Origin of the sequence: Flavobacterium oreochromis (assembly GCF_019565455.1) — a bacterium.
Lineage (GTDB): Bacteria > Bacteroidota > Bacteroidia > Flavobacteriales > Flavobacteriaceae > Flavobacterium > Flavobacterium oreochromis.
Genome location: NZ_CP067377.1, coordinates 3428042 through 3441595, shown reverse-complemented (window position 1 = coordinate 3441595; position 13554 = coordinate 3428042). Strand labels below are relative to the sequence as shown.

The following is a 13554-nucleotide window of genomic DNA, read 5'->3' as shown; positions in this document are numbered from 1 at the left end:
AAATCCATATGAAAGAACAAACAATCAGTTCGCGTTTAACAACAGTCTGCAAGAAGTATAAGGATAAAATTGCAGTAAAAACAGATACTGCTGCTATAAGTTATAGTCAACTAGATACTTTGTCAGACCAGCTTGCAAAAAATATTTTTGCGAATACCGGACAATCCAATATAGTTGCAACGTTATTAGCTCCTAGCTTAGAGTACATACTTTCGATCACAGGAATCAATAAAAGTGGTAACGCTTTCTTGCCAATTGATACCGCTCATCCATTAAATAAAATAGAAGAACAACTTCATTTTTCAAAGCCTTCAGTTATTCTTGTAAGTAAGGAGTGGACTCACTTAATAGAAAATATAAGTGAAGATATACTCGTACTCCGGATAGAGTTGGACGCAAACACACTTCATATTTCAAAAAAAGTAGTTGGAGATTGGGTCGAGCTCGAAAAGCCTACTAACGAGGTATTAGAGATCGAAATGGACAAAAAATCAAATTCCTATGTTTTATATACTTCCGGTAGTACAGGAAAACCAAAAGCAATTTTGGGAAGGAATGATTCTCTTTGTCACTTCATTGAATGGCAAATAGATGAGTTCAAACTAAGCGAAGTAAAGGGGGCTTTGCTTACTAATTTAGGTTTTGATGTCAGTTTAAGAGATATTTTTACACCACTACTTTCAGGAGGAGAATTAATTATTCCGTCTCGCAGTGTTAGAGAAGATATTTTTTATATTCTGGATTTGATCAAAACAGAAAAAATAGAATTGCTACACGTAGTACCGTCTATGCTAAAAGTATTTACCCAACAGGATGCCGCTTATTTTGCTTCCATAAAATTCGTTTTTACAGCAGGAGAAGCACTTTTTTGGAAAGATGTCTATCAATGGAAAGAGAAAATTAATAGTACGGCATTAATAACAAATTTATATGGTCCTTCTGAGACCACACTCGCCAAATTCTTTTATACAATTACAGAACCTATAGAAAAGAACTGGGAGCAGATAGTACCACTTGGAAAACCTTTGCCAGATACACAAGTATATATTTATGCAAACAACCAAATTTGCAAAGAAGGAGAAACAGGGGAAATAATGATAAGTACCGACTATCGATCTAATGGGTATTTATTTAACGATGAATTAAATAATGAAAAATTTGTAACCATCAAAATAGAAGAGAAAACGGTCAACGTATATGCAACTGGTGATTTAGGCTTTCTTAAAAATGGCTATCTTCATTTTGCTGGCAGAAAAGACAGACAGGTAAAGATATACGGCAACCGGGTTGAATTGCTGGAAGTAGAAACAGTCTTAGCTGGCATTAAAGAAATAGAGGAATGTGCTGTTTTATTTATTGAAAACGCTGATAATCAAATTCTTATTGCCTTTTATACTGCAAAAAGCGGGCTGCAAGAGGAAACCGTCACAAATTATCTGAAAAGCTTTTTGCCAAACTACATGATTCCCCATTCTATAGTCTATATCCATGAAATACCTTTGAATACCAATGGGAAAAAGGATTATAGAAAATTACTTGAGATTTACAATCAAAAAAATCATAAGAGTGCTGTTAGTACCGATAGCCAAACTGATTTAAAAAACAAAGTATATGCTATTATACAGAAATATGCTTTTGTAACAACTATAAAAGAAGACGATACTTTTATGAAACTAGGGGTCAGCTCGCTGAAATCCATACAGATTCTTTCGAATTTCTATAAGGAATTCAAAGTGAAAATACCACTAGTATTTATTTTGAATAATAAAATTAAGGACATCGTTAATTTCATAAGCGATTCTCTTTCCACTAATACCACAGTAGAGGTAGAAGATAAAAAGGAAGATTATTCTTTTCTTGTGAGCCCTAATCAAAGACAAATGTTGATTGCCACGATGTATAGCAAAGAATCAAATTTGGCTTATAATGTTTTACTTGCTTTCAGAATAAAAGGCAATCTTGATGAGGTGAAATTAACAAACTACGTCAATCACTTGGTACAATCTAATGAAATATTCCGAACAACTTATACTTATTCAAATAATTCATTCCAGCAAAAAATATTGCCTAAGGAAGGGAAATACCAAGTATACGAAAAAATAGAAATAAATGAAACGAATATTGAGGATTATTTAAAAGAGGAGTTGAATACAGAATTTGAATTATTTAACGATTCGCTTCCCTTAAAAATTTCCCTATTACAAGTAGGTCAAAATGACTTCGTACTGGTATTTAAAACTCATCACGTTACTGTTGATATACAGGCATTGGCACAGATCAAAAATGACTTTATGAATTATTATCATAACGGAGTTATGAAAACGACCAATCCCACACTTGAATACATTCATTTTACACAACACTATAACCATCTGTTAAATAGTCAGGTTGCCTCTAAAACTAAAGATTTTTGGAAAGGTAAATTTATGAACAAATTCAATTTCGAATTGCCATCCGATTTTAAAAGAATGAACGCAAGGGATTTTGGAGGAAAGAACGTATCACTTGATCTTGGAGAATCGCTCAGTAAAAAAATACTGGCTTTTAACAAGGAAAACAGTGTTTCCCTTTTCATGCTTTATTCAAGTACACTTTCCTTGTTTTTCAGAAACTATTCCAAATCAAATGAGATTATATTCGGTATACCTATGACATTGCGGGATATGGGAGAGACCTACAATGATACCGTTGGTTTTTTTGTCAATACTCTTCCTGTTAAATTTATTATTGATGAAAATAAGCAATTTAAAGAGTATTTGCAGGACAGGATTAATGATTTGCTCGACTACTACGAAAATAAATTCTATCCTTTTTCACAGATCGTTGAAGACATTAATTATCGCCACGAATTGAATCGGAATCCTGTATTTAACTATATGGTGGTTGGAATTGAAAGTGAATCCTATAGCAAAAATGAGAAAGATGAAACAGATCTCGAAATTGAAGCTTTAGAATCAAACGACTATACAACCAAATTTGATTTAACCTTTATGGTCATTCGCCATGACGATACCATTTCATTAAAAATGGAATATGATGTATCGCTTTATAAAGAAGAAACTGCAGTATTCTTTTTGGAACAAATTAAAAATGCAATGGCTCAAGCAGTAGAAAATAGTAACTTGTCTATCAACGATATAAAGTTTGACCATCGGGAATTTGCACATTCGGCACTACGTTCGGAAATGCCTGCGGTAACTGTACCTGCAGAAGTAAAAACGATAATTCAAACCGCCATGAGCAGTATCGAAACCTTATTATATTTGATATGGAAAAAGATTCTTGAACATGGGGATATAGAAATTACGCAGGATTTCTTTGAAGTAGGAGGGACTTCCATAAAAGCAATCAGTATTATTACTCAAATTAATGAAGAATTCAAAACCAAATTCACTTTGGTAGATTTTTATTTACATCCAACCATAAAAGAATTTGCAGAACTTCTGAATACCAAAGGGCAATCAAATAAAGATTATCAGCTCGACCTAGAAAAAGAAGCTATTTTTACAAAAACGTATGATTTTCCAACACAAGAATTTGTGGCTACTAAAGCCCCTAATATTTTATTGACTGGAGCAACGGGTTATGTAGGTTGCTATTTGATACGTGAATTGTTCAACTATGATCTGGGCAAATTATACTGCTTGGTGCGTTGCGATTCTGAAAAAGAAGGTTTTGTTAGACTAAAGCAGAATTTAGCAGGTAAGGGATTATGGCAGGATAGTTATGAAAATCGTATTGTAATTGTTAAAGGTGATATTTCCCAACCAAGATTGGGTATAGATAGTGCTATCTACGAAGAGTTGTCTAATGATGTAAATCTTGTACTACATAATGCAACTTTTATGAACCACGTTTTACACTACGATGTATTAAAACGTGCTAATGTGAATGGAATGGAGGAAATATTTCAATTTTGTTTGAATAAAAAGAAAAAGAAATTGCATTATGTTTCCACAACCTCTGTATTTAACATGCTGACCTACAACAAGGAAGTAATTGTCGATGAATCCAGTAGTATTGCCAATGAGAAACACTATAATTCCCTTGGTTATAAAGCCAGTAAATGGGTAGCAGAAAGACTTGTAGAAAAAGCAGTAGAAAAATTTGACATTCCCATTGTTACTCATCGTGTAGGTCTGGTATTATGGGATTCTGAAAACAAAACACACGATGGTTCAAATCAGTGGTTGAAACAGTATTTGGAAAGTTGTGCCATTTTGGGTATCTATCCTGATTATGACAGGGTGAAATACTTAACTATCTCAGTAAATGTGTTGGTTAAAAATATGTGCTATTTTTTAAATAAGGATTATATCTCCGGGATAGATAAATACACTGTTTTGCATCATTTCACAAAACAACAATCGCCAAAAGATTTAGTAATTGATTATTACGGAGAAGATATTGATAAATTGACTTGTGTAGATGAGGAAGAGTGGTTAAATACAGCAAGAAAAGAAGTGTTACCTATTTCGTGGAGGTTACCGTTTTTTGATATTGATCAAGATGATATTGTTGATTTAGGAGACAAGGTTCGTATTATATTGAATGAAAAAACTCTAGAATTACTAAAAAGAGAAGATATAATTTTACAAGAAAATTAATTATCATGATAAAATATTTAGATTACTATATACCTAAGGAAAGGATTTCAATAGAAGAAATTTTTACGAAGGTGGCAGAATCAAAAAAAATACCGAAGGCGTTTACGACTGCTAATGAAGCAATAAATTTTTTTAAAACCAGCATTAATTTGACGGAAGTAGCTTATGCTGATACGATGAAAGAGGAGACGATGTTCGATATACTCTTAAATAATTTTTTGAAAAAAAATAATCGATAAGCAAAAAATCGATTTGCTCATTTTAATCAACGATGACTTAGGTAGAAATCAACGAATGAAAAATTTAGGACATTATTTAATTCACAAACACGAACTGGATAATGCCGAATTTTTATCTATATCAGGAAACCAATGTGCAAATACCGAATTTGTTGTTAGTTATGCCGAGGGGCTTTTACAATCAGGAATGGTCAAAAATTTGATTATCCTTGCTGCAAACAAAATTATTGATATAGGAGAACGAACCGTAGGAACCTATGCGATTCATGGCGATGGTGCCGGAATAATCTATATGAATACCGATGAGAAAGAAGGTTTTACTATAGTAGCCAAACATTCATATACTAACGGACTTTTGTATAATGCTGATCAGGATACAAATAATTCTTTATTGCTTTGTAAAAACTACCTGAAATGTATCTCAGAATGTATTGCAATTCATCAGCTAGTACCTGAAGATTATATGTATGTTAATATCCAAAATGCCAATCCGATTTTGGTTACCCAATGCCTTTCCAGTTTGGGTTTTAAAGAGTCTCAGTTCTTTAAGGAAAATATATATAAATACGGCCATTTGGATTGTGTCGATTTCATCATAAACCTAAAGACTATAGCAGAAAAAATGTTGCCCCAGGCCTCTAAAATATTTTCGTTTGCTACAGGTTCTTCGGGTTCAAATATCTGTTTGTTATTAGAAGTGAAATAGCATGCAAAAAGCTCAAATAAATAATTTGATCGATGAAATCGAATCAAATAAAGAAGGTAAAATAATTTCCTTTTATAAAGACAAACGTATTGAGATTAGTTTTGAGGAACTATATCCCAAGATCAGACACGTTGTATCATTCTTGTGTCAAAAAGGGTACAATGCAACCACAACCATTGGGATACTCGGGAGAAATAATTTAGAATGGGTTATTATGGATTTCGCTTGTATTTACTGTGGGATTAAACTTGTACCGTTAGAACCCAATACAGACGTGAATTATCTGCAAGAATACGGTTTTAACTTAAACTGTATTCTGGTCGATAAATACTACATGGACAAGCTTGACAAGCTAAATCTGTCAAACTTGGAATGTATTTGTATGAACGACCTTATCGATAGCAAAATAACTCCAATAGAGATTAAGCAAAAAAGACATCAGTACGCATCTGAAGAAGTAATATCGTATAAAATGACTTCGGGTAGCACAGGAAAACCAAAAATCATAGGACATGCTGTAGAAGGGATTGAAAATACGATAAACGGAGTACAGAATCTCTTTAAACACAATCATCAGGAGCGATTACTCATATTTCTTCCACTTAATTTATTGCAACAAAGGTATTGGCTCTATTCTGCTGTATTTTTCAGGTTTACCATTATTATTGTACCTAAAGAGTATTTATTTGTTTCGCTTAAAACAGAAAAACCCACCGTGCTGATGGGGGTGCCCTATATCTACGAGCTATTGTACCGGGATTTTACATCAATACTGCAAAAAAATATTGAAATAAAACGGGCATACCGGCAATTTATAGAATCGGATGCAGCTACTAGAGGCATTTTTTTACCTTTTATGGACTATCTAGGCGGTCATATTAATTATTTATGGACAGGTTCTTCTCCCATTCCGAAAGAGGTACTTCAATTCTATTTTTCAATGAATATTCCATTATACCAAGGATATGGGATGAATGAAACATGTATTATTGCTAAAAACTATCCTGATAATAATAAAATAGGTAGTGTAGGTAAGATATTTCCGAATATTGAACTGCGTTTTGATGAAAACGATCAAATTCTTATTAAAAATAAATACCCGATATGCCGCAGTTATTTTGTAGCACCTGTAGAAGATCAAAATAATACCTTTTTAAAAGATGGTTATATAGCCACCGGCGATCAGGGCTATATGGATGAAGAAGGCTATTTATTTATCACTAACAGGGTAAAAGAAATGATTGCTTTATCTAGTTCTAAGAAAATTATGCCACGTAGTATCGAAGAAAAAATAGGTGTTGATCCACAAGTCAAGTTTTGCATTGTATATGGAGATAATCGGCCTTATTTAACTGCTCTGATTATACCGCATTCAGAAGACGTAACTTATTCAGAAATAGAACCATTGGTTAAAAGATATAATACCACTTGTCATCCTGAAGAGTATATTTATAAATTTTTTGTAACACATGATGATTTTACGGAAGAAAATGATCTTATATCCAATCAAAACAAAATCAAACGTAAAAATATTTATGAAAAATACAAAACCCAATTTGAAGAACTGTATGATGTGTAGCACATAGCCAATGCTAAAAGATTACTAATATTTTATAAATAAATGGAAAATAGACAATAATGGAAAATTTAATAATTAAAAACGAAATTTATAATCTAGTTGTGGAAGAGTTGTTAAACCAAGTAGGTTGTCCTATGACTATAGCACCAGGTATGTTGATAAAAGAAGATTTGGGTTTACCCTCAATGAAAATAGTTTTTTTTCTCACCTCTATTACGCAAAAGTTAAATATAAGTATTCTCGATTTTGCCGATTATGAACTTCTCAATGCAAAAAGTGTTCAGGATATGTATGAATTATTAACCCAAAAAATAAAATAATGGTATCAGCAATAGAGACTTTATTCAATCCGGATTTTATCATTGAGAATGAGCTAATCAAACTAAGAATTGTTTCACCCGGTGATTTATCGCAACTGGAAGAAATAGCATCCGACCCGTCGATTTGGAAATACTACACAGTAGAACTTTATACAGAAGAAGACTTGAAGTTGTACGTACAAAAATGTTTGGCAGATTTTTCAACAAAAAGCCTGGTACCTTTTGTTATTATCGACAAACAAATTAATAAAATAGTGGGTATGTCTGCTTATGGAAATATTTCGGTTCCAGATAGAAGAATTGAGATAGGCTGGAGCTGGATAGGAAGTTCTTTTCAGGGTACAGGCGTGAATGGCAGCTACAAAAAATTATTATTAAAGTTTGCTTTTGAATACTTGGACTTTTTAAGGGTGGAATTTAAAACAGATGTTTTGAACGGGAAAGCCAGAAAGGCTTTGTTAAAAATAGGAGCTACAGAAGAAGGAATATTGAGATCGCATACTTTAATGCATCATGATCGGAGAAGAGATACCATATATTACTCCATACTAAAAGAAGAATGGCTAAAACAGAGTAACTGAAATGAAAGAAATACAGTTAAGCGGTACTTATTATGAAATGGGGAAGCAACATGGTTCTTTCCTAAAAGAGGATATTCATCGCTTTTTGGAAGATGGTTATTTTCAAATTAATAGGTTATGCAATAAACCGATTAATGGAAAAAATGTAAAAGCATATACAGAGGTGTATCAGCAATCTATTCAAAGGTATTTACCGGAAATTTATGAAGAAATAAAAGGACTTTCTGAAGGAGCTGGAATTACGCTGGAGGATGCAATTTTGCTTCAAATCAGGAGAGAAATAATAGGATCTAATGCATTTACTCTGGCTGGAGATTGTAGCTCAATAGGAATACATCGGCCTAATAATTTACTAGCCGGCCAAACCATTGACCTGAATGGAGACATGACATCATTAGGACAGGTATTTAAATTGAAGCCTTTCGGTAAGGATAAGCCTGAAATATTGCAATATTCTTTTTCAGGATTATTAGGTTATATGGGAATGAATAACTTTGGATTAAGCGTATGCATCAACCTAGTCGTTTCAAATGGATGGCAGGCAGGTATACCACCTTATCTTTTAGTAAGAAAATTTTTAGAATGTAAACAGATCGACGAGTGTCTCGATTGTATCAAAAGTTTACCCATAGCAAGTTCGAGGAGTTTTATCATTCAGGACAAACACAAGCAAATAATCTTGGAAATAACGCCTAGTAAGTATCGTGTTATCGAGTCGGATATATTGCTACACACTAATCATTACTTGCATGAAGATCTTCAAAAAGACGATGTGGTTAATATTTTCAGTAAAAACTCTTCTAGAAAAAGGTTAGAAGTATTGCAGGCACAGATTGCCGAAAAGCAGGAATTGGAAGATATTAAAACGATGTTTCGGGATCACTCGGTATATCCGGTTGGTACTTGCGCCCATAACGAATCTAATTTTAATTGGTCTGAAACAGTTGCCGCAGTAATCATGCAACCCAAAGAAGGAATATTTCATGCACTAAAGGGTAAACCTTGTAAAGAGAATTATTCAGTATTTAAATTTTAACATATCATGCAGTTCAATATTTCAAAAGAAAAAAATTCTTTCTGTTACCAGCAAGCCCAACTCCAAATGGTAGAATGCATTTAGGACATATTGCAGGACCTTATTTAAAAATGGATGTGCTAAAGCGAAAAATTCAAAGAGGAGGTGGTACAGCGCTACTCGTTTCCGGTTCGGATGTTTATGAATCACATATGGAGTCGAAGGCCTTACAGTTAGGTATTTCTACCGATGAAGCCTGTAATAAATTTCATAAACTAATCTTGAAAGATTTTGAAGCACTGGATATAGAATTCGATTTTTTTATCAACCCGTTAGATGATGAATTTCGGGAAAGTTTTGCAACACGAGAAAAAGAGCTCTTACAAAACCTCGTAGATTCGGGTAAGGTCATTAAAAAAGACGAAATCTTTATCTTCGATTCTGTTCAAAAAAAATACCTTGCAGGATGTTGGATAAAAGGAAATTGCCCTAATTGCAAAGCGACTACAAGTAGTTACTTATGCGAAAATTGCGGCATGCATTATCGACCCATAGATATTTTTGATCAAAAAAATTATCCAGATGCTAACCTTTATGATGCAGCTTCGCTTTATTTAAAATTGGATTTCGAAAATTTGTTGGAACTTATCAATAAGGTAAATAACGGCTCTTTTACTGAATTATTTAAACAATATATTCAAATTCAGGGACCTTACATTCGGCTTACCACTCCACAGGAAACTGGAATAGAATGGCCCGTAAACGATTCTGAGAAACAGGTTATCTTTAGCTATACAGCTAACTTGCTGGCTTATGTTTTTTTTGCTGATATCTGTAAAGAAAAAATGAAATTAAAAGAACATCCTTTGGCAAAAGACTCTGCCTACACTTCTATTGTTAGTTTTGGTGTAGATACTGTTTTACCGTTTACAGCAGGTTTGATGGGTATTGGCGAAACGCTTGACCATTACAAATCCTTCGACTATTATATTTCGAACTACCTTTACCATCTGAATGGGGAAAAATTTTCTACCAGTAGAGGAAATGTGATTTGGGGCAACGATATTGTTTCCATTTCGGGAATTCAGCCAGATGTTGTACGGTATTACTTAACAAAACAAAATCCAGAAAAAGAAACGAAAAATTTTGACATTAATGATTTTATCGATCTAGTAAATACGGAATTGTGCGGTAAACATAATAAAGCCATTAAAGAAGCAATAGTATCTTCCAGCAATAGTCCTCATGTTTTATGTCAGGATTTGTTTAATAACTTACAAGAAATGCTTGTTCAACAAAACAACTACATAGAACCTCCTGAGTTTGCTTTTTCCAAATTGTTGCTGCCTGTTGAACTTTGGGTTAGTTCTTATCTAAAAATGTCCAAAGAAGCAAAGAAAAATAATTCATATTGGTGGCTTAAAGGATATGCTTTATTAGTTTATCCTGTTATGCCAAATATTTCTAAAAAACTTTGGAGAAGTCTATGTTTTGAAAATGAAATTAACTTCGAAAATTTCTTCATTGGTAATCAGTTACAAGAAAACATAGCTCCCGATGTTTATTTTAGAGAAATAAGCTATGAAATTCTTGAAAAATGCCTGCCTGGAAAATTACAAGATTTAACAAATTAAAAATCACATAGTAAAAAACAACATGAAAAATACAGCAAAAGAATTGCAATCAATACCCATTGAATCAACCGATATAAATACTATTCGGGAAGTATATAATTTCACCCGGACAATAGAGGGGAAGGAACTCTCTAGTTTTAACCTGATCCGTTTTATCGTAAATCCTGATAGCCTTTCTGATCTAGACCGGCATGAAGCAAAGGAATACTGGTATTTTGCAAAAGGAAATGGTCTTCTATATATCAACGGAAACGAAGTTCAGGCAAAAGAAGGAGAAGTTTATTTTTTTGATTCTTTGGTAACTCATCAGGTTAAGAATCTCTCACACGAAACCAATCTTGAAATTTTATCCATATGGTGGTAGATAAAACAGATATCGCCATAATAGGTGGAGGTGTACAAGGGATTTTTCTTGCTTATTATGCCAAGCTTCTGCATCCGAATAAAAGGGTTAGTCTTTATGAAGCTGAGGTTATTGGAAATGGGATATCTGCCTATTCCGGACATTTGCATACCCATTATGGTAGCGGATATAAGCATTCACTAGCTGAAATAAGCATAAATCTGTATAAAAATTTAGTATCGGAATATACGAATTTTCCTATGGAAGAACGTGATTTTATTGGGGTTTGTCATAAAGAAAAATTAGAAGCTGTTCTTGCTGATTTGACACAAAAAAATGTTTTGATTAATAAAGCGAATTATCCTTTCGCCGAATTTTCAAACGATCACGTTACTATTTCCGAATAAAAGCCTATGCTACAAAAAGGAATTTACTTCCTTATTTACATGAACTGATTGCTTCAAAAGGAGTTAAAGTGTTTGAAGGTACTCGAATTAAAGATATTCAAAAAGAAAGTGAGGGTTATAGTCTTATCAACCAAGTAAATAAAAAAAATTTGGCATCAGTAGTGTTAAATGCTTCAGGGAAAAACTTATTTGAGATATTAAAAACCAAAAATAGAGATGTTAGAACTAAAAAAGTAGTGGCTTTTCATATTGATAAATGGCAGAATTTAGATTCATCTATCTATTATTTTTTCGATGACGATGCATTTCTTTTACCACAACCTTATTTTAACAGATATTTATTTAGTTACCGGTGTGAAGAATGGGATATAAATAAGAATACAGAAAAATTTGTGATAACTGAAACCGATTTGAATGTTGCAAAAGGAGTATTAAAAAAATATACTTCTGATTTTTCGGAGCATATCTTGGGCGGTCAGGTGTACATAGACATATACAATACTCCTAACTCGTTACCAATAATATGTGAAATAGATAAAAATTATTTTGTTATAGGAGCCACCGGAGGATCGGGTATCCGTTTAGCACCAGCTTTGGCAATTGAAACTATAAAACAGATAAATCTGTAATATAGCAATCAACTAGAGGTTTTTTAGTAAATACGGGAATCAAAAAGATAAAAGAAATTCTATACTATAATAAAAAAATGTAGCTATTCATTTTAATAAAAAATATGCTTGAGATGTACAGATGATATGCTAATCAGTTGAATAGTGTATACTTTGAACAGAATATTTCATTGATTGCTTAATGGTAAAATAATGGATTGTAGTCACTGGAACGAGTAGTGTTAGCTACCTAAAGGTTAAGCCTGAATAGTAATAAAAAAATAAAATTACACATGAAAAAATATGATTTAATAGGAGTAGGAATTGGTCCATCAAATTTGAGCACAGCGGCTCTTTTAAAACCTATTTCAGATAGTTTTCAGTCGGTTTTTTTTGATGATAAAAAATTATTTAATTGGCATCCAGGATTAATGTTCCCTGATGCAAAATTGCAAGTTTCCATTTTGAAAGATTTAGTTTCAATGCTAGATCCAACCAGTCAATTCTCATTTCTTAATTATTTGAAAGAAAAAAAGAAACTTTACATGTTTGCTGCAAGGAATGGATTTAATAATGTAAAAAGAAAAGAATTTGAAGACTATTTGTTGTGGGTCTCTTCAAAACTTGAAAATTTGAAGTTTGGACAAACTGTTAGGGAAATTAGTTATGACAACGATTGTTTTAAGGTAGCCGTTAATGACGAAATATTATATGCTAAGAATATAATTATGGGGGCAGGTTTAACCGGAGTTATCCCGGATTTTTGTAAAAAACTATTAGGATCTACTTGTTTCCATAGTTCACAGTTTCTAAAAGAATATAATAATTATTCAAGCAAAATAGTTACCATAATAGGAGGCGGACAAAGTAGTTGTGAAATTTTAAAATTTATTTTAGAGTTAGAAAAAGATGAACAACCTGCACATATTAATTGGGTATTTAAAAATCATAAATTAGATGTATTAGAGGATACTCCATTTTCAAATGAGCTGTATACGCCTAATTATAGCCAGTATATATTTAATTCAGATGTGGCCAAACGTAATGACATAATAAACAGACAAAAATTTACATCGGATGGTGTTTCAAGTGAAACACTAGATCAGATTTATGATTTATTATATCACAATGAAATAGGAAATTATTTATCTATTAAAATTTTTAATGAATCTAAGTTGACAAATGTAAAATCAACTGATAAAACTTATGAATTAGAAATTAATAATAATTCAAGTTTTAAATCAGATGTAATAATTTTAGGAACTGGGTATAAATATGGCATTCCAAAATGTATTCTAGATTTATCAGCTAACTACGAAAAGGTAGACGAAATGTTTATAGTAGATGAGGAGTATAGATTAGTACCTAAAAATAAAGACTTAAAAGGGAATATTTATATACATAATGGAGCAAGACATATTAGGGGGTTGCTGATCCTAATTTGAGCTTATTAGCATGGAGAAGCGGTGTTATTATTAATTCCTTAATGAATAAGGAAGTTTACGATGTTACTAA

Annotated in this window: 11 protein-coding genes; all 11 read left to right on the top strand. The window is 32.5% G+C overall.

The window, feature by feature from the left end; all coding sequences use genetic code 11:
- The first annotated feature begins 8 nt into the window (after positions 1-8).
- The 11 genes from JJC03_RS16580 (at position 9) to JJC03_RS16530 (ending at position 13484) form a co-directional block, all read left to right on the top strand.
- Positions 9-4607, top strand: coding sequence for a thioester reductase domain-containing protein (locus JJC03_RS16580; protein WP_235873736.1), 4599 nt, complete (start codon positions 9-11; stop codon positions 4605-4607).
- Between the two features lie 294 nt (positions 4608-4901).
- Positions 4902-5552 (top strand): beta-ketoacyl-[acyl-carrier-protein] synthase family protein, encoded by a 651-nt coding sequence (locus tag JJC03_RS16575; RefSeq protein ID WP_235873735.1) that lies wholly within the window; start codon positions 4902-4904, stop codon positions 5550-5552.
- 25 nt (positions 5553-5577) lie between these two features.
- Positions 5578-7131, top strand: a complete 1554-nt coding sequence (locus JJC03_RS16570; protein ID WP_235873734.1) for an AMP-binding protein — start codon at positions 5578-5580, stop codon at positions 7129-7131.
- A 59-nt stretch (positions 7132-7190) separates the two neighbouring features.
- A complete protein-coding gene (locus tag JJC03_RS16565; RefSeq protein ID WP_088445279.1) occupies positions 7191-7451 on the top strand; it encodes a hypothetical protein in 261 nt (86 codons plus the stop codon).
- Positions 7451-8032, top strand: a complete 582-nt coding sequence (locus JJC03_RS16560; RefSeq protein WP_235873733.1) for a GNAT family N-acetyltransferase — start codon at positions 7451-7453, stop codon at positions 8030-8032. The genes JJC03_RS16565 and JJC03_RS16560 overlap by 1 nt, the downstream gene beginning before the upstream one ends.
- A 1-nt stretch (position 8033) precedes the next feature.
- Positions 8034-9068, top strand: a complete 1035-nt coding sequence (locus tag JJC03_RS16555; RefSeq protein ID WP_088398996.1) for a C45 family autoproteolytic acyltransferase/hydrolase — start codon at positions 8034-8036, stop codon at positions 9066-9068.
- Positions 9062-10681 carry a class I tRNA ligase family protein gene (locus JJC03_RS16550; protein WP_309597817.1) on the top strand — a complete coding sequence of 540 codons (1620 nt, stop codon included), beginning with the start codon at positions 9062-9064 and terminating at the stop codon, positions 10679-10681. Before JJC03_RS16555 ends, JJC03_RS16550 begins: the two co-directional genes overlap by 7 nt.
- 22 nt (positions 10682-10703) lie before the next feature.
- On the top strand, positions 10704-11045 hold the full coding sequence (locus tag JJC03_RS16545; protein ID WP_088398992.1) for a cupin domain-containing protein: 342 nt from the start codon (positions 10704-10706) through the stop codon (positions 11043-11045).
- The gene (locus JJC03_RS16540; protein ID WP_235873731.1) at positions 11036-11431 is read left to right on the top strand and encodes an FAD-dependent oxidoreductase; all 396 of its coding nucleotides are present in this window, start codon (positions 11036-11038) and stop codon (positions 11429-11431) included. The genes JJC03_RS16545 and JJC03_RS16540 overlap by 10 nt, the downstream gene beginning before the upstream one ends.
- Positions 11398-12060: an FAD-dependent oxidoreductase gene (locus JJC03_RS16535; RefSeq protein WP_235874405.1), complete on the top strand. Its 663-nt coding sequence runs from the start codon at positions 11398-11400 to the stop codon at positions 12058-12060. The genes JJC03_RS16540 and JJC03_RS16535 overlap by 34 nt, the downstream gene beginning before the upstream one ends.
- A gap of 272 nt (positions 12061-12332) precedes the next feature.
- On the top strand, positions 12333-13484 hold the full coding sequence (locus JJC03_RS16530) for a SidA/IucD/PvdA family monooxygenase (protein WP_235873730.1): 1152 nt from the start codon (positions 12333-12335) through the stop codon (positions 13482-13484).
- Positions 13485-13554 lie beyond the last annotated feature (70 nt).

Excerpts from the sequence above, each read along its gene's own strand:
- JJC03_RS16575 (WP_235873735.1), top strand. The coding sequence starts at position 4,902 with ATGAAAAATTTAGGACATTATTTAATTCACAAACACGAACTGGATAAT.
- JJC03_RS16540 (WP_235873731.1), top strand. The coding sequence starts at position 11,036 with ATGGTGGTAGATAAAACAGATATCGCCATAATAGGTGGAGGTGTACAA.
- JJC03_RS16555 (WP_088398996.1), top strand. The coding sequence starts at position 8,034 with ATGAAAGAAATACAGTTAAGCGGTACTTATTATGAAATGGGGAAGCAA.
- JJC03_RS16580 (WP_235873736.1), top strand. The coding sequence starts at position 9 with ATGAAAGAACAAACAATCAGTTCGCGTTTAACAACAGTCTGCAAGAAG.
- JJC03_RS16530 (WP_235873730.1), top strand. The coding sequence starts at position 12,333 with ATGAAAAAATATGATTTAATAGGAGTAGGAATTGGTCCATCAAATTTG.
- JJC03_RS16545 (WP_088398992.1), top strand. The coding sequence starts at position 10,704 with ATGAAAAATACAGCAAAAGAATTGCAATCAATACCCATTGAATCAACC.
- JJC03_RS16560 (WP_235873733.1), top strand. The coding sequence starts at position 7,451 with ATGGTATCAGCAATAGAGACTTTATTCAATCCGGATTTTATCATTGAG.
- JJC03_RS16565 (WP_088445279.1), top strand. The coding sequence starts at position 7,191 with ATGGAAAATTTAATAATTAAAAACGAAATTTATAATCTAGTTGTGGAA.